Origin of the sequence: Bacillus sp. 196mf (genome assembly GCF_003217275.1) — a bacterium.
Taxonomy (GTDB): Bacteria; Bacillota; Bacilli; order Bacillales; family Bacillaceae_G; genus Bacillus_A; species Bacillus_A thuringiensis_S.
In genome coordinates, this window is sequence record NZ_QJTG01000004.1 from 232,178 (window position 1) to 247,611 (window position 15,434).

Consider the following 15,434-nt stretch of genomic DNA (forward strand, 5'->3'; position numbering starts at 1 on the left):
ATGAATAAAAAAATCGCAATAATTACAGGAGCCTCAAGTGGATTTGGACTATTAACTACACTCGAACTCGCAAAAAAAGATTATTTAGTTATCGCTACAATGCGAAACCTAGAAAAACAAGGAACCTTACTATCCCAAGTTACTCAACTTAACTTACAGCACAATATAAAAGTTCAACAATTAGATGTAACAGATCAAAATTCTATACATAATTTCCAATTGTTTTTAAAAGAAATTAATAGAATAGATCTCCTTATAAATAACGCAGGATATGCAAATGGGGGCTTTGTAGAAGAAATCCCAGTAGACGAATATCGAAAGCAATTTGAAACGAACCTTTTTGGAGCTATATCAATTACCCAGCTTGTTTTACCATATATGAGAAAACAAAGAAGTGGAAAAATCATTAATATAAGCAGCATTAGCGGCCAAGTTGGATTCCCTGGTTTATCTCCTTATGTATCTTCAAAATATGCATTAGAAGGCTGGAGTGAATCGCTTCGCTTAGAATTAAAACCTTTCGGAATAGATGTCGCTTTAATTGAACCTGGTTCTTACAATACAAATATATGGGAGGTTGGTAAACAACTAGCTGAAAACCAATCTGATACAACATCTCCTTACAAAGAATATATGGATAAAATACAAAAACATATTAATAGCGGTAGTGATACATTTGGTAATCCGATAGATGTTGCTAATAAAATCGTTGAAATTGCTGAAACAAAGCGTACTACTTTACGATATCCTATTGGAAAAGGTGTAAAATTTATGATCTTTACGAAGAAGATTCTTCCTTGGAGATTGTGGGAACACCTTGTTTTGAGAAGCTTTAAGAAGATGTAATAAACTTTTTGAAAACTATTTTGAAAGAGGTGCTAATTAAATGTTAGGTTTACCGTATGGGAAAGTGTTTTTAGTGCCGTGGACTGAAGAATGGGAAATTGAGTTTATGAAAGAGAAACAAATCATTGAGGAACAAATTGGCGAACATATTTTAGCGATACACCATATTGGTAGTACTTCTATTCCATATTTAAGTGCAAAGCCAATTATTGATATAGCAATTGAATTAGAAAATTATACGGACGGTATACATTTTATTAAAAAGTTAGAACTACTAAACTATAAATATAGAAAAGAAGTATTACCCGAAAGATACTATTTTAATAAAAGTGAACCAAGAACTCATCAAATTCATATATATGAACAAGGGAATACATATTTAATAGAACAATTACAATTTCGTGATTACTTAAAAGACAATAAAACTGCACGCATGCAGTATGAACAGTTAAAAATTCAACTTTCACAAGCTAATCCTACTGATAAACATAAGTATGCAGAGGATAAAACTAATTTCATTACATCTATATTAACTAAAATAAATGCTTAAATAAACAAGAAACCATTTAGTAGTAAATGGTTTCTTGCTTATTAGTTATTTCATTATTTGTACTATCAAATTTTTATTATACAGCAGGTGGAAAGAAGTAAAATAGTATCGAAGTCATAAAAATAAACGTGAATACCCCAATTACCGAAAATATATATTCTTTCGATTCTTTATCATACTTCCATTCCATCAATGCTCTTAAGATTAACGTCCCACCTAAATAAGTAAAAATGACATAAGCGATATTAACACTTTCAAATTTAAAGATAAATATAAAGCTAGTTATTAAATAAATAAAAAGTAGTCCTATTTCCAATTTTTTATGTAAACTATTTACATGTTTCTTATATCCCCAAAAACCACCCTTGGGCATATTCAATTTTTTTCTTAAAAACTTATCGAGAAAGTAGACAGCTATACAAAAAACAATAGTTATAATCCAAAAAGTAGAAGCTCCCATTTTCACCCCTCCTATTATTTCATTTAATTACTTGAAATAAATTGGACTATATTACGGTTATCCCCTTCTAAATAACTTATGATGCCTTCAGGATATGTCGGCTTCTCCTGTAATTCCTCTAGACTTTTCCAAATTAATATAATATCCTCATGCTCTTTATGCCTTATTTCATTTGTAATGATTTTTTCAACAGTCCCCCAATGTATCAATGTACAATGATGACCATTTTCGTTGCCCCACTCAAAAATATGTTCATTTACAATTGCTAACTCTTGAACATCAACTTTCAAATCGTATTCTTCTATTAACTCTCGAATTATTGCTTCTTTTGACGTTTCACCAAATTCAATAGAGCCACCTGGAAAACGATAAAATGATTCATTCTCATCACATTGTACTAGTACTTTTGAATGTTCGTCGTTTACAATCATTACTTCAGCCCGTAAACGTGGTCTTATCATTTTCTCACCCTTTATTTGTATGACCATTCATCACCAATACGTATTATAGAATACATTCAAAATAAAACCTGTAATTATTAGTAACGGAACAATTCCAAACGAAATAATATATTCTTTTGCTTTCCTATCATATTTCCACTGCATATATCCTTGAAAAATGTACAACGTCATAAAAAAGAAAATTGGTATATAAGTCATGTATATTGGATTCAAAATTGAACCTATCATCATAAGTACTACATAAGAAATAATGATAATCCATTGCCCCCATTTATGTGATTGGCTGACATATTTACTATTCCATCCAGTTTGTCTCGGTATATTTAACTTCTTCCTCACAATTTTTTCTAAAAAGAATAAAATTATAATCCATAACAATAAGACAATTAGTTTCAAAAGAAACAGAAAGGCCTCCTCCTTTACCTTTTCTCCGGCTGATCACTCGGATACGTAGCACTCTCTTTATTTTCAACGTCCCAACTAATTATAGTCGCACTATCGCGTCCGAATTGATGATGAACGTGCTCTAATACATGATGAACACTTTCTTCAAGTTTTTTATTATTTCTATTCATATTATTATACAGATTTACTGGCGTTTCATATCGGCGTTCCCCGCATTCTAATACTCCATCTGTCACCATTACAATTCGGTTCTTTCCAGTACGTAATTCACGAATACCTGATGAATAACAAGGAACAGGTAAATCAAATGTGTTTACATTTCCAATCCATTCGTAAAAATGACGTTGATTTAATGCATATTGTCCTAACTTATGTAACTCTTCATGAAATACATACACTAAACAATCACCAATAGAAAGCCACCATATATAATTTTCTTTTCTTACACATAGTAAGCAAGCTGTTTCACCTTGTATTCTTTTGCACTTTTCCTTAAATGAAGATGACTGAAAAATTGTCAGTATATGATTTTCAATAGATTGAAACACTGTATTAATTGGTTCATTCAAAATTACTTTTATATTTTCATATTCTTTTTCGATTGTATTTACTACTAAATCAACACTTTCTGCACTATTATGTCCATCTAATATAGCTGCAAATTCCCATTCACCATTTGACCAAACTAATACACCATCTTCATTCTTTTTCGCTCCAGCACTTATATTCCCGCCATATTTACCAAGTACAATATCACCATATTGCTTAACTGAAATTTCTCCTAAACACATTTCTATATTTCCAACCCATGAATATTGTGTATTATTTGTTGTATGCATACTCATTTACCATATACTTACGTATTCTTTCGCATAGTTTTTTTATTTTCTCTTCATCACCATATGGTGCACCAGTCCATTTCGCTACTTCGGTTGGTGACCAAAATTCTTTTGGTGTATTTGGATAACGTGGAATAATGTGCATATGCATATGTGGTACACCATTTCCTGAAACAAAAGTGTAAATATGCTCTGCACCTTCGCTTTCTTTTAGCGCTTTACTTACTCTACTTGTTATAAGTCCGAACGCTTTCGCTTCTTCATCTGTTAGTTCAGCAAGGCCAGGTACATGTCTTTTTATATCTATCATTACATAACCTAGGTATGTTTCTTCACTATCCCAGTAGACATGTCCAACGTAAACGAGTTCATCTTCGTAAATAGCTCCACCTGGAACTATAATATTTCCTTTATGTTTTTCGCAAATGAAGCAGTTTTGTTCTACTTGATTGTTTGTTGACATATCCATCACCATCCTTTTCATATATAATATCACAAAAAAAGGAAAAATAAGTTTCGTATTCCGAATTTTCATTCTCTTTATACAGCAATTTTTGAAATGAATTTACACCTCATTATTTCTTCAAAAACGCAATCCCAATTATAATCCCAATCACAATTCCGATTACTAAATTATTTGTAAAGTGCCCTTGAAATACACCGATTACAACCCCTATACCGACACCTATTGCCAAAGCATCATTTCTTTTTTTATTTTTAGCCAAAATTGCATCTCCTCCCATCATTTCTCCCTAAACAACATGCATTCACTTAAATGTATTAATATACGCACTATCTCGCTTGAATCTTTTCAAAAAATGCACTTTAACTTCATATATAATATTTTCCATTTTCTGTACATACTCCTTTTATAATGAAAAAATTTCAAGTAACCATTAAATATATATAGGCATTTACTATAAGAAAGATCCGTAATTTATTGAAGGAGGAACGATTCAAATGCATCCTCATTGGAATCCAAATATAAATCAACAGTATGTTTATTCCCCCATCCTGTAAGGAATACATTGCATCATGATTCACAATATATGATGCAGCGCATCGCAAGTCTTGAAAGTCAGTTAGCTAAATTAATCTCATTAATTGAAGAAAATAATCAATTAATTAAATCCATGGAACAACAGCAAAACCAAGTTTGTGCACCAGCTGGAGGTTCTGTTATCGTTCGTATGTAAACTGGATGCAATAAAAAACACACTTTGTAGTATAAAAGTGTGTTTTTTGGTCATTATTTTCTTTTCATATGGAACCCTTGTGTAATTCGGTCTAATATAATTGCGATTACTACGATAGCTAATCCAGCTTCAAATCCCATTCCGATATTAACTTGTGTTACCGAGCGATATACATCAACTCCAAGTCCAGGAGCTCCTACAAGTGACGCTGTTACAACCATTGATAACGAAAGCATAATACTTTGGTTCACACCAGCCATAATCGTTCCGGTTGCAAGTGGTAATTGTACTTTAAATAGTTTTTGTGATGCAGTGGATCCAAATGCATTCGCTGCTTCAATTAAATCTTCTGGAACTTGTCTAATTCCTAAGTCAGTAAAACGAATTGTCGGTGGCATTGCAAATATTACTGATGCAATAATTCCAGGTACTACACCTACTCCGAAAAATGTGATCGCTGGAATAAGGTATACGAATGCAGGCATTGTTTGCATAAAATCTAATGTTGGTTTTAAAAATTTTGAGAAACGTTCATTTTGAGATGCTAATATACCAATTGGAATTCCGACAATAATTGAAATAATAACTGACGTAAGTACGAGTGCTAATGTTTGCATCGTTTGTGCCCAGTAGTTAATATTCAAAATAAATAATAATCCAATAAGCGTAAAAATGACTAAAGATAGTTTTCTCGTTGTGTACCAAATGAGGAAACATAAGATAATAATCATCAATATGGCAGGAATTATTATTAAAAAATTAGTGAGTAAATCAACGAATCCACCAATAATATAAGAGAATCCTCGGAATAAGCCTTCAAAGTGCTCATATAAACTTACAACAAATGAGTCGACCCATTCCCCTAACGGAATACGCGGTATACTATTCATCGTCTTTCACCTCTTCCTCAATGTTTCCTGCAAGAGCTTGAATGACACTTTCACGTTTAATAATTCCTCTTAGCCTTTTCTTCTCATCGATTACTGGTAACGGATATTTCATCTCCGCCATTTTTGCATACGTCTCTTCCAGTAAAGTATCTAAATACACATGCGGAATATCATTAAGTAATAAATCAGCAATCGGCCACTGTTTTTGTACTGCCTTACTCGCATCATCCGCAGTTAATATACCTAAAAACTCATACTTTTTGTTTACAACATATACAGTTGAAACACCAGCATTCCTCATAATTTGAAGGGCTACACGAGGTCCACGATCAATTAATAAAGTTTCTGGTCGTTTTAAAATAGACTCCGCCGTAATTACTTTTCCTAAATTCACGTCCGCAACAAACTTTTCTACAAATTCATTAGCGGGGCTCATCATAATTTCTTCTGGCGTTCCAATTTGAACGATTTCTCCATCTTTCATTAATGCGATACGATCTCCAATTCGAAGCGCTTCATCTAAATCATGCGTAATAAATATAATCGTTTTTTCCATTTTATCTTGCAACTCTAACAATTCATCTTGCATTTCTTTTCGAATAAGTGGATCTAATGCACTGAATGACTCGTCCATTAGTAATACATCTGGATTATTCGTTAGCGCCCTTGCGATTCCAACGCGCTGCTGCATACCGCCACTAAGTTGACTTGGATAATTATCTTTATGATGATCGAGTCCTACTAACTGTAGCGATTCTAACGCTTTTTTCTCTCGCTCTTCAACCGGAACTCCTTGTATTTCTAACCCATATGCAACATTTTGTATAACTGTACGATGCGGAAATAGAGCGAATTTCTGAAATACCATACTCATTTTCGTTCTTCTTACTCTTCGTAACTCTTCTTTTCCCATCGTTGCGATGTCTTCACCATCTATGTATATATGACCTGCAGTTGGTTTAATCAATTGATTTAACATACGAACTAGCGTAGATTTCCCGCTACCAGACAAACCCATAATAACGAAAATTTCTCCAGAGTATACTTCAAACGTTGCTTTTTTCACCCCAACGTTCATTCCTGTCTCTTTTAAAATTTCCGATTTACTTTTTCCTTCTTTTAATAAGGAAAGGGCTCTTTGCGGATGTTTCCCGAATACTTTTGTTACGTTTTCAACACGCACCTTTGTATTATCCATGTCACTACTCCTTTTCTACCCATCTATTCACATAGTGTTGCGATTTTACAAAGAAATATTACATAAAAATGACATTCATAAGATTTCTTTAAAATTCTCGTTTCCGTTCATAATAAGAATGCTTACTTATACATTTATTTTATAAGGCAAACGTTACTTAGGAGGTTTTCAATGCGAAAGAAAATTTGGTTTATATGCCTTGCATTATTTATTACTATGATTTTCACTTCATGTAATGCAACAAATGCAAATTCGAAAGGGAAAATTAAACTTGGTGTAACAAGTTGGAAAGAAAATATTGCAACTGCAAACATGTGGAAAGTTTTATTAGAAGAAAAAGGCTACAAAGTTGAGCTCATGTATTTAGAAAAAGCCGCAATTTGGACTGGTGTTGCTCGTGGCGATGTTGATGCGAATTTAGAAGTATGGCTACCAGTTACAGATAAACCGCTAAACGATCGTTATAAAGATGATATTGTCTTAAAATCAAAATGGTACGAAGGTACTGGACTAGGTTTAGTCGTCCCTTCTTATATGAAAAATATAAACAGTATCGAAGATTTAAATGCTCATAAAGATGAACTAGATAATAAAATTGTCGGTATCGAACCCGGTAGTAGTCTTATGAATTTAACGAATAAAGCAATGAAAGAATATGATATAAAACTAAAACTTGTCCAATCCTCTGAAGCTGCGATGATGAGTGAACTAAAGAAAGCATATACAAAAAAGAAACCAATCGCTGTTACGCTTTGGAATCCGCATTGGGGGTTTTCAGAATTTGACTTGAAATATTTAAAAGACCCTAAGAAAGTATATGGTGAAAAAGATGACATTTATTACTCCGTTCGTAAAGGTTTCGAAAAAGATCACCCAGATGTTATAAAATACTTTGATAAATGGAAAATGAACGATGAACAGCTCGGTACGTTAATGGTCATGTTAAATAAAACAAAAGATCCTGAAGAAGCTGCGCGAAAATGGATTAAAAAAAATCAAGCATTAGTTGATGAATGGGTAAAGGATTAATAAAAAGGCTAGAGAATTAATATATCCTCTAGCCTTTTTCATCTTATTTTTTCGTAACAACATCATCTACAATCCCATATTCCTTCGCTTCTTCTGCAGTCATAAAATAATCTCTTTCTGTATCATGTGCTACTCTTTCAATCGGTTGGCCTGTTTTTTCTGCAATCATTTTATTAATATCATGCTTTAACTTTAATATTCTTTTCGCAGTTATTTCAATTTCTGTTGCTTGCCCTTGTGCACCACCAAGCGGCTGATGAATCATAATTTCACTGTTAGGGAGCGCAAACCGTTTTCCTTTTGCTCCAGATAATAATAGCAATGCACCAAATGATGCCGCAAAGCCCATGCACAGCGTTTGCACATCTGGTTTAATTAAATTCATCGTATCTAATATTGCAAAACCTGCTGTCGTTGAACCGCCGGGGCTATTGATGTATAAGAATATATCTTTCTCTGCATCTTCTGCTTCTAAAAATAATAATTGAGCTACGACACTACTCGCTACTTGATCATTAATTTCTGAACCGATAATAATAATGCGGTCTTTTAATAACCTTGAATATATATCATAGGAACGTTCTCCTAATTTTGTTTGTTCTACTACATATGGAATTGCATTCATTTTAAATCCCTCCAATACTTGTTATGCTGCGCAAAGCATACAACTGTAGGAAGAAGGTTGTTTCACATTAAATAATAAGACTGGCTGTTTAGATGGTAACTTAGTAAAATCTATTGACGGAAGCAGTTTCGTTAATAATTCCGGTCTCTCTTCTCGAATAGACGTTACTACAACTTCCATATCATCTGTGAATTCGACTATCTCGACCCCTTCTTCACTTACAGTTTTCAGCCTATTTCTACTCCGGAATAAAGAAGCTTTCACTGCACCTTCTGATACAGAACACACTTTAGCAATATCAGCGATACTATATTGAAAAACATCTTTTAATAATAAAATTGCGGATTGCTGTACATTTAATGAAGACAATACTTTCCCTACCATTTCATGCAAATCTGCAATGTTCTCATGTGGTTCTTCAGAAGTGATTTGTTCTCTTATTTTTTCATGAACAGACTTAGACTTCATCTGATCTAACCAACGATTTCTTGCTATTTTATAGACGAGTGTCATACAAATATCTTTATTTCTATATTTTTGAAGTACTTTACACACTGTTTCTTGGGCGAGATCTTCCCCATCCCATTTGTTTTTCGTTAAAAAAGTACAGTATCTTTTTAACTCTCCATATTGTTCAATTAAAAAGTTTATATTTGAATGATTCATATCGATACGGTTCTTTAAAACATGAGTTACTTTTGTGCACAAAATAACCACTCCTTTTCAGCGCTTACTTAATAAACGATTCAACATTAAAAAAAGTTACGGGGATATAAAAAAATAATGTTTATGTTCAATAATTCGCGGTCATAAATATGTTATGTACAATTTTACATGAGGAGGAACAAATTTGCCAAAATTAACAATTGAAGGTGCGGGAACATTTGATGTAAAAGAAGGAACGAAGTTAGTATTAGCAATTGAAGATAGCGGTGTCAACATTCTTCATCGTTGCGGCGGGAATGCACGTTGCACAACTTGTAGAGTAGAAATACTAGCAGGTGATTTCTGTGAAGCGAGTGCGAATGAGAAACATGCAATGACGGAAAAAGGGATTGAAGATCATTTACGATTATCTTGTCAAATGCGTGTACATAAAGATATAATCGTTCGTCCGGTACTTACAGTTGAAAATTCAGGTCTTGATGCTGGACCGCGTCCGGCGGAGTAAAGCGATGAATTTAAAACAGCTCGCTGGCGAATATGCCGCTAACTTTGTAAATGATGGCATGAAGATTGGGCTTGGTACAGGTTCTACTGTATATTGGACAATACAAAAATTAGGTGAGCGTGTAAAAGAAGGATTATCATTTCAAGCTGTACCGACATCAAAGGAAACTGAAGCATTAGCACATCAACTAAATATCCCCCTAATTTCGTTAAACGACGTACAAAGTCTTGATCTTACAATTGATGGAGCGGATGAAATTGATTCAAATTTACAACTTATAAAAGGCGGTGGCGGTGCATTACTTCGTGAAAAAATCGTTGCCTCTTCCTCTAAAGAACTAATTATCATTGCTGATGAATCGAAACTTGTAACACATTTAGGTACTTTTCCATTACCTATTGAAATCATCCCTTTTTCATGGAAACAAACCGAAAATAAAATTCAGTCTCTAGGATGTCAAACAACATTACGTTTGAAAAATAATGAAACCTATATAACCGATAACAATAACATGATTATCGATTGTATATTCCCTAATCATATTTCTAATCCTGCCCATTTACACACTCAATTAAAAATGATTACTGGTGTAGTTGAAACAGGGTTGTTTATAAGTATGACGAGTAAAGTAATTATCGGCGCTAAAAATGGGATAAAGGAATTGTAATAAAAGCTAACTTTTTAAAGTTGGCTTTTTAGTATGTTCTTCTCTTAATAGCGCTTTATTATGATATACTATGAAAACACAAGCTGATTACACTAGAAAGGACTGAACATTTTGCAATCCAAACTTATAACAGAACTTGCTGATTTAGAAACTGCCTTTCATATTCGAAAAGAAGTATTTGTAAAAGAACAAGGTGTCCCTCTTGCAGATGAATTCGATACATTCGATGAAATCGGAGAGCAATGTAAACATATTTTAGTTTATTATAATGAGCTTCCTGTAGGTACAGGGCGTATACGATTTGTTGATGGCGTCGGAAAATTAGAACGTATTTGCATTTTAAAAGATTATCGTACATACGGATTAGGTAAAGTCATCATTCAAACGTTAGAAGAAATTGCTCGTAACGAACAAGCTACAAAAGTGAAACTACACGGGCAAACACAAGCTGAAGGATTTTATAAAAAATTAGGTTATGAAACTTCTTCTGATATATTTATGGAAGATGGCATTCCGCATATACTTATGACGAAAATGTTATCATAATAAAAAGGGTAGTGTATGAATCTTATGTATTCATACACTACCCTTTATTATTAATAGAAAAGTGAATTCTCAAGATTCTCTTTTGAAATCAAAGCCCATCATCTCTTAGTTCATATCTAGGTAAAGCTTACACTGTTTTCCATAATGATAATGCATAAATCCAGTTCGGATCACCATTTCCTTGATAACTCTGGACTGCTTCATATACTTTTCCTTCGTGTAGAACTCTATCTCCCTTTTTATATGCTTTTTTTGCATCCCACGCTTCATGTGAAGCGCTTTCAGTTTTTGTAGTAATTGTGAATATATCACTCTGTACGGATTCATTTCCAGCTACATCAACAGCTTTCACTACATATTTATAAGTAGTATTAGCGAGCAGATTTTTATCCATATAAGAAGTTGTATTGGATGTTGCAATCTTTTTCATTGACCCTTCTGTTTCTCTATAAATATCATAATGGTCTACACCAATATTATCGTCAGATGGACTCCACATTAAATCCACACTTGACGCTGTCGTTCCCATACTATGTAATCCTTTTGGTTGTGTTGGTGCTTCTGTATCAGGAGTCTCAACTGTCGTTTTTACTGTAAGCGCTGTACTTTCTTTCGATACATTGCCAGCTGCGTCAATTGCTTTTACAGTATAAGAGTATTCTGTACTTGGTTGTAACTTCTTATCAATAAAATGAGTCCCTGGTACTGTATCAATCATCTCTCCGTTACGGAAGATTTGATATCCTTTTACCCCTACATTATCCGTAGAAGCGTTCCATGTTAGTTCTACACTATTCGCTGTTACTTTTTGCGTCTGAAGTCCATTTGGAATACTTGGCGCTTCTATGTCTGGTTTCACATCATTAATAAGATTAACATCAATTACATTATAGAATGCATTTGCTGTATCAGCTACATCCCATACTGCTAAAATCACATGATATCCACTACGATCAGTAGGTACATTGATTTTATGAGTTAAATTATTTGAAGCTGCAGAACCATCATGTTGTACAGTTCCAATTGGTTCGAAATCTGCTCTTGTTAGCGCTTTATTTGGATTCCATCCTTTTTTAGTAATATAGTAATGCCACTTACTCGTTAAGTGAGGCGCAGTATACTTCCAAGTAAATGTATTTTCCCCACCAGTGATTGTATTTTTAAACCAACGATTTGCTGTTTGTTGATCTAAAATACCACCAAATTTTCCGCCTGCTGAAGCAATTTGTCCATCTACTGGACCACCTTGTGGGAAACCTTTTGGAGCTTCTAAACTTTGTGGTTCATACATAACACTTCCACAGTTTACATTTAGCGCACCATAAGTTGAACTACATAAAGCGGATCGGCTACCGGGCTTTTCAACAAAACCGTGCGCATAAGCATTTTGAGGAATAAGTGTCGTACTAATAATTCCAGCTGTTAATGCTACAGCTCCTAAACTTTTTTTGTTCATTTTCATATTTTGTAGTTGTTTTAAAAATCGATTATTCATGTTCATGTCTCCTTCTTGTTATACTTTGTAGTGGAATGTGGGCTTTGATGTAAAAGAATAACAAGAGACAAACTTGTACCGATGTATGTGTTAATTATGCATACACCGCAGTGAAATTATATTTTTCTTGTGAAACATTTCACTTTATGAATATATCATGACATAGAAATTACCTAAGTATGTGCAGAAGTTGTGCAGAAACAGTGAAATTATTACTAACATGTAAAACTAAGTCCTAACATTTTAAAATAAAATTTGAATATATTTATCTATCATCTTTACTTCATAATTGACAATACATTTAACTGGTTAACTTTTATTCTTATACTTATATCTCTCAGTGCCTTAGTTTTAACCATACTAGATATTAAAAATAAGAATTATAAAGTTAAATAAAAAGCATCCTATTTAGATGCTTTTCTAATGTATAATTTCATTTTTTCACTGACCTACAAATATAAAAATTTCATCAACAGCTTCCTTATATCCACCTGATTTTTGGAAAGATTTCTTCAAATTCAAAGCAACTTCTTTAAATGACGGATTATTTAATACCATTTCTACACTTTCACTTAGTTGATCCGCAGTTAATCCTTGCATTTGTAATTTTATTCCTGCTCCAAGACTCTCCACTTGCTTTGCGACTACTGGCTGATCTGCACTTTGCGGTATTACAACGAGCGGAACCCCGTTATACAGTCCTTCATGCGCACTGTTCATCCCGCCGTGTGTAATAAATAGTTTCGTATATGTAAGCAGCTCAGTTTGGGGTACATAGTTTTTCACAATGAAGTTTTTAGGAATTTCGCCTAGATCCCTTATTTTTGTTTTACTACCAATAGACATAACAATTGTATGCTCACTATTCTCAAAGGCCTTCATACACAGTTTATAAAAGTCAATCGCTTCATTAAAAACAGTACCTAATGAAATATAAATCGGACTTTTTTCCTCAATTGAAGTAAAATCAACGTCTCTGTTTTTCATTTGTGCAGAGATAGATGGTCCTACAAATTTATATGTTTCATCAAACGTATCACCAAAAGGCTGGAACTCCTTAATTGTATACACAATAGTAAGGGGTGCAGGATTACAGAAAACTTCATACGATGATTTTATTTCAACACCATATTTTTCAGCAATTCCCTTCGTTAAGTTTTGAAAATCATTCTGTATTTTATCATGAATTTCTACTGGGATATTTTTTGACAGATGACCTAACATTTGCTCAAAAGATTTTTCATCCTGCGCAAAAGATGTACATGAATTTATGGATGGCAATTTAAGAATTTGAGCAATTAAGTGCCCACAGCCAAACATAGAATCATGAATTATGTAATCAAAATGTTCACCTTCAATTTGTTCTAGAACACTAGGTATAACAACATCTGCTGTATGTAGAAGACCGTTTATTCTTTCCTGTAAATAATTTCTGCCTCCAGATAGAAACGCTTTTATAAATTTTTGATCGTCAATCGTTCGTACAGTAGCACCTGTCTTCTCAATTCGTTCCCTAAAAGCTTCTATTGAAAAATAAACGACCTCTTCACCGCGAGAAATCAACTCTTCTACAACTGGCAAAGTTGGATTTATATGTCCTTCTGATCCAGCGTTAATAAATAAAACACGCGCCATTATAAACACTCCTTACGTTAAATCATTCCTATGTTGGCAAGAGTATAGATCCCCTTCGTATCATATTCCTGCTAAATTGACCTAGCAAGTCTAAAACCGAGATCTTCTATATGAAATGTAGGATGGCTTCGACGACGACAAGTAGCGCCGCACCCTCTCGCTGTTTCAGCCCAACTACCACCACGAAAAATGCGGTATGATCCGTACACTGTTTCATCATACAAATCATAACACCATTCCCAAACGTTCCCTAGCATATCATAAAGTCCCCATGCATTCGGTTCTTTTTGGCCAACGTCATGAATCTCTCCATTTGAATTTTCATTATACCACGCTATATCATGAAGTTTCCCGTATGTATATCCGGTTGTACTTGCTTTACATGCATATTGCCACTCCGCCTCAGATGGTAATCGGTAGCCATTTGAATCTAAATTACATTTCACAATTTGACCACCATCACTAATAGAATAATATTCTTTTAATCCCGCTTTTTTTGAAAGTACATTACAAAACGCAATGGCATCGTTCCATGAAATATTGACAACTGGTTTATGATTTTTATCAAAATTATTTAATGTACTATTTGTAATAGCATCATATAGTTCCATTGTTACAGCATACTTTGCAAGAAGAAATGGTTGAATTTGTACTAGCCATTCTTTTTTTATTCGATCATCTCTTAATACTACCTCTCCAGCTGGAATATTGACCATTAATGAATCGATTAGTTGAATTAAATCGTTAGTCATTTTCTATTCCTCCAAACGTTCATTTTATATGAACTTAAAGTCATATACTCATTACAAAATACAATTTTCAAAAAGCGTTAAATTTTTCATAATAAAAAACGATTAGTTTTATTAAACTAATCGGTAAGATTCACAAAGAATTTTTGTGTTACATTCTATAATTATATGTGCTCTAAAAATTTCCGAACCTCATTTGGAGATTTTAAAACAATAACCTTTTTCTCTTCCGGCAATTGCTCTAACCCTTTTAAAATTGTAGGTCGTTTAGCATTAGGATATTCCCATATCCATTTAAAAAATTGCAAATCAAATCTTTCTTCACATCCCGCGCCCATATCTGGTCTTGTTTTATTTCGGTATTTTACAATTCTTTTAAAAGCCCTATAAACACAAATTGTTCTATGAATATCAAGGAAGATAATTGTATCAGCTGCATTCAGTCTTATACCCATCGTCCCGCCATAATTCCCATCAATAATCCATTTCTCATCTTTAATTAAGTTATTTTGAACTGTTTTTTGTTCTTCTCTCGGAACACCTTCCCAATTCGGTTTCCAAAATAATGCATCAAGATGATGCACCTTAATATTTAATTTATTCCCTAACTGCCTTGCTAATGTAGATTTTCCTGAACCACCAGAACCAATTAATATTATTTTTTTCATAAAG

The 15,434-nt window shown here is 33.4% G+C and carries 20 protein-coding genes and 1 pseudogene; 7 read left to right on the forward strand and 14 right to left on the reverse strand.

Going from position 1 to position 15,434, the window contains the following annotated elements:
• Both ATL10_RS09535 and ATL10_RS09540 read left to right on the forward strand, forming a co-directional pair.
• Complete coding sequence (locus ATL10_RS09535; protein WP_001034793.1) at nucleotides 1–846, forward strand: oxidoreductase; 846 nt, start codon at nucleotides 1–3, stop codon at nucleotides 844–846.
• A gap of 40 nt (nucleotides 847–886) precedes the next feature.
• The gene (locus tag ATL10_RS09540) at nucleotides 887–1,396 is read left to right on the forward strand and encodes a GrpB family protein (protein ID WP_000901209.1); all 510 of its coding nucleotides are present in this window, start codon (nucleotides 887–889) and stop codon (nucleotides 1,394–1,396) included.
• A gap of 76 nt (nucleotides 1,397–1,472) precedes the next feature.
• Here the strand turns inward: ATL10_RS09540 and ATL10_RS09545 are convergent, their stop codons facing one another.
• The 6 genes from ATL10_RS09545 to ATL10_RS09570 form a co-directional block, all read right to left on the reverse strand.
• Complete coding sequence (locus ATL10_RS09545) at nucleotides 1,473–1,856, reverse strand: DUF4181 domain-containing protein (protein WP_090977847.1); 384 nt, start codon at nucleotides 1,854–1,856, stop codon at nucleotides 1,473–1,475.
• A 23-nt stretch (nucleotides 1,857–1,879) separates the two neighbouring features.
• On the reverse strand, nucleotides 1,880–2,317 hold the full coding sequence (locus ATL10_RS09550; RefSeq protein ID WP_000620919.1) for an NUDIX domain-containing protein: 438 nt from the start codon (nucleotides 2,315–2,317) through the stop codon (nucleotides 1,880–1,882).
• A gap of 30 nt (nucleotides 2,318–2,347) precedes the next feature.
• Complete coding sequence (locus ATL10_RS09555; RefSeq protein ID WP_000767735.1) at nucleotides 2,348–2,713, reverse strand: DUF4181 domain-containing protein; 366 nt, start codon at nucleotides 2,711–2,713, stop codon at nucleotides 2,348–2,350.
• Nucleotides 2,714–2,736: 23 nt separating this feature from the next.
• Entirely contained in the window at nucleotides 2,737–3,561 is an 825-nt protein-coding gene (locus tag ATL10_RS09560) for a PP2C family serine/threonine-protein phosphatase (RefSeq protein ID WP_000557601.1), read from the reverse strand.
• Nucleotides 3,545–4,045, reverse strand: coding sequence for an HIT family protein (locus tag ATL10_RS09565; protein ID WP_025118383.1), 501 nt, complete (start codon nucleotides 4,043–4,045; stop codon nucleotides 3,545–3,547). Before ATL10_RS09565 ends, ATL10_RS09560 begins: the two co-directional genes overlap by 17 nt.
• Before the next feature lie 91 nt (nucleotides 4,046–4,136).
• The gene (locus ATL10_RS09570) at nucleotides 4,137–4,304 is read right to left on the reverse strand and encodes a glycine zipper domain-containing protein (protein ID WP_000508401.1); all 168 of its coding nucleotides are present in this window, start codon (nucleotides 4,302–4,304) and stop codon (nucleotides 4,137–4,139) included.
• A 217-nt stretch (nucleotides 4,305–4,521) separates the two neighbouring features.
• Here ATL10_RS09570 and ATL10_RS30940 point away from each other — a divergent pair.
• Nucleotides 4,522–4,757, forward strand: a pseudogene (locus tag ATL10_RS30940) (hypothetical protein).
• A gap of 53 nt (nucleotides 4,758–4,810) precedes the next feature.
• Here the strand turns inward: ATL10_RS30940 and ATL10_RS09580 are convergent.
• Nucleotides 4,811–5,647 (reverse strand): ABC transporter permease, encoded by an 837-nt coding sequence (locus ATL10_RS09580; RefSeq protein WP_016512689.1) that lies wholly within the window; start codon nucleotides 5,645–5,647, stop codon nucleotides 4,811–4,813.
• A complete protein-coding gene (locus tag ATL10_RS09585) occupies nucleotides 5,640–6,845 on the reverse strand; it encodes a quaternary amine ABC transporter ATP-binding protein (RefSeq protein ID WP_000370606.1) in 1,206 nt (401 codons plus the stop codon). Before ATL10_RS09585 ends, ATL10_RS09580 begins: the two co-directional genes overlap by 8 nt.
• 171 nt (nucleotides 6,846–7,016) lie before the next feature.
• On the opposite strand from ATL10_RS09585, the gene ATL10_RS09590 reads away from it, so the two are divergent.
• Complete coding sequence (locus ATL10_RS09590; RefSeq protein WP_001227615.1) at nucleotides 7,017–7,874, forward strand: glycine betaine ABC transporter substrate-binding protein; 858 nt, start codon at nucleotides 7,017–7,019, stop codon at nucleotides 7,872–7,874.
• 43 nt (nucleotides 7,875–7,917) lie between these two features.
• Here ATL10_RS09590 and clpP read toward each other — a convergent pair whose 3' ends face one another.
• Both clpP and ATL10_RS09600 read right to left on the reverse strand, forming a co-directional pair.
• Nucleotides 7,918–8,499, reverse strand: a complete 582-nt coding sequence (gene clpP, locus ATL10_RS09595; RefSeq protein ID WP_000991612.1) for an ATP-dependent Clp endopeptidase proteolytic subunit ClpP — start codon at nucleotides 8,497–8,499, stop codon at nucleotides 7,918–7,920.
• 21 nt (nucleotides 8,500–8,520) lie between these two features.
• Entirely contained in the window at nucleotides 8,521–9,207 is a 687-nt protein-coding gene (locus ATL10_RS09600) for an RNA polymerase subunit sigma-70 (RefSeq protein WP_016512688.1), read from the reverse strand.
• Nucleotides 9,208–9,349: 142 nt separating this feature from the next.
• Between ATL10_RS09600 and ATL10_RS09605 the strand changes: the two genes are divergently transcribed.
• The 3 genes from ATL10_RS09605 (at nucleotide 9,350) to ATL10_RS09615 (ending at nucleotide 10,883) form a co-directional block, all read left to right on the forward strand.
• Complete coding sequence (locus ATL10_RS09605; protein ID WP_110496805.1) at nucleotides 9,350–9,670, forward strand: 2Fe-2S iron-sulfur cluster-binding protein; 321 nt, start codon at nucleotides 9,350–9,352, stop codon at nucleotides 9,668–9,670.
• Nucleotides 9,671–9,674: 4 nt separating this feature from the next.
• Nucleotides 9,675–10,337, forward strand: coding sequence for a ribose 5-phosphate isomerase A (rpiA, locus tag ATL10_RS09610; RefSeq protein ID WP_001049982.1), 663 nt, complete (start codon nucleotides 9,675–9,677; stop codon nucleotides 10,335–10,337).
• 111 nt (nucleotides 10,338–10,448) lie between these two features.
• The gene (locus ATL10_RS09615) at nucleotides 10,449–10,883 is read left to right on the forward strand and encodes a GNAT family N-acetyltransferase (RefSeq protein WP_001190868.1); all 435 of its coding nucleotides are present in this window, start codon (nucleotides 10,449–10,451) and stop codon (nucleotides 10,881–10,883) included.
• 127 nt (nucleotides 10,884–11,010) lie between these two features.
• Here the strand turns inward: ATL10_RS09615 and ATL10_RS09620 are convergent, their stop codons facing one another.
• The 4 genes from ATL10_RS09620 to ATL10_RS09635 all read right to left on the reverse strand — a co-directional run bounded on the left by ATL10_RS09620 (nucleotide 11,011) and on the right by ATL10_RS09635 (nucleotide 15,430).
• On the reverse strand, nucleotides 11,011–12,378 hold the full coding sequence (locus ATL10_RS09620; protein ID WP_001065161.1) for a lytic polysaccharide monooxygenase: 1,368 nt from the start codon (nucleotides 12,376–12,378) through the stop codon (nucleotides 11,011–11,013).
• A 441-nt stretch (nucleotides 12,379–12,819) separates the two neighbouring features.
• Nucleotides 12,820–14,013 carry a macrolide family glycosyltransferase gene (locus tag ATL10_RS09625; RefSeq protein ID WP_000124876.1) on the reverse strand — a complete coding sequence of 398 codons (1,194 nt, stop codon included), beginning with the start codon at nucleotides 14,011–14,013 and terminating at the stop codon, nucleotides 12,820–12,822.
• 71 nt (nucleotides 14,014–14,084) lie between these two features.
• Nucleotides 14,085–14,765, reverse strand: a complete 681-nt coding sequence (locus ATL10_RS09630) for a formylglycine-generating enzyme family protein (protein WP_000180346.1) — start codon at nucleotides 14,763–14,765, stop codon at nucleotides 14,085–14,087.
• Between the two features lie 161 nt (nucleotides 14,766–14,926).
• The gene (locus ATL10_RS09635) at nucleotides 14,927–15,430 is read right to left on the reverse strand and encodes a DNA topology modulation protein (protein WP_110496807.1); all 504 of its coding nucleotides are present in this window, start codon (nucleotides 15,428–15,430) and stop codon (nucleotides 14,927–14,929) included.
• Nucleotides 15,431–15,434 lie beyond the last annotated feature (4 nt).

What these genes read in the sequence shown, in the direction of transcription:
- ATL10_RS09590 (WP_001227615.1), top strand. Translation starts at nt 7,017, where the DNA reads ATGCGAAAGAAAATTTGGTTTATATGCCTTGCATTATTTATTACTATG.
- ATL10_RS09560 (WP_000557601.1), bottom strand. Translation starts at nt 3,561, where the DNA reads ATGCATACAACAAATAATACACAATATTCATGGGTTGGAAATATAGAA.
- clpP (WP_000991612.1), bottom strand. Translation starts at nt 8,499, where the DNA reads ATGAATGCAATTCCATATGTAGTAGAACAAACAAAATTAGGAGAACGT.
- rpiA (WP_001049982.1), top strand. Translation starts at nt 9,675, where the DNA reads ATGAATTTAAAACAGCTCGCTGGCGAATATGCCGCTAACTTTGTAAAT.
- ATL10_RS09545 (WP_090977847.1), bottom strand. Translation starts at nt 1,856, where the DNA reads ATGGGAGCTTCTACTTTTTGGATTATAACTATTGTTTTTTGTATAGCT.
- ATL10_RS09535 (WP_001034793.1), top strand. Translation starts at nt 1, where the DNA reads ATGAATAAAAAAATCGCAATAATTACAGGAGCCTCAAGTGGATTTGGA.
- ATL10_RS09565 (WP_025118383.1), bottom strand. Translation starts at nt 4,045, where the DNA reads ATGAAAAGGATGGTGATGGATATGTCAACAAACAATCAAGTAGAACAA.
- ATL10_RS09550 (WP_000620919.1), bottom strand. Translation starts at nt 2,317, where the DNA reads ATGATAAGACCACGTTTACGGGCTGAAGTAATGATTGTAAACGACGAA.
- ATL10_RS09635 (WP_110496807.1), bottom strand. Translation starts at nt 15,430, where the DNA reads ATGAAAAAAATAATATTAATTGGTTCTGGTGGTTCAGGAAAATCTACA.
- ATL10_RS09620 (WP_001065161.1), bottom strand. Translation starts at nt 12,378, where the DNA reads ATGAATAATCGATTTTTAAAACAACTACAAAATATGAAAATGAACAAA.
- ATL10_RS09585 (WP_000370606.1), bottom strand. Translation starts at nt 6,845, where the DNA reads ATGGATAATACAAAGGTGCGTGTTGAAAACGTAACAAAAGTATTCGGG.
- ATL10_RS09570 (WP_000508401.1), bottom strand. Translation starts at nt 4,304, where the DNA reads ATGGGAGGAGATGCAATTTTGGCTAAAAATAAAAAAAGAAATGATGCT.
- ATL10_RS09540 (WP_000901209.1), top strand. Translation starts at nt 887, where the DNA reads ATGTTAGGTTTACCGTATGGGAAAGTGTTTTTAGTGCCGTGGACTGAA.
- ATL10_RS09580 (WP_016512689.1), bottom strand. Translation starts at nt 5,647, where the DNA reads ATGAATAGTATACCGCGTATTCCGTTAGGGGAATGGGTCGACTCATTT.
- ATL10_RS09625 (WP_000124876.1), bottom strand. Translation starts at nt 14,013, where the DNA reads ATGGCGCGTGTTTTATTTATTAACGCTGGATCAGAAGGACATATAAAT.
- ATL10_RS09630 (WP_000180346.1), bottom strand. Translation starts at nt 14,765, where the DNA reads ATGACTAACGATTTAATTCAACTAATCGATTCATTAATGGTCAATATT.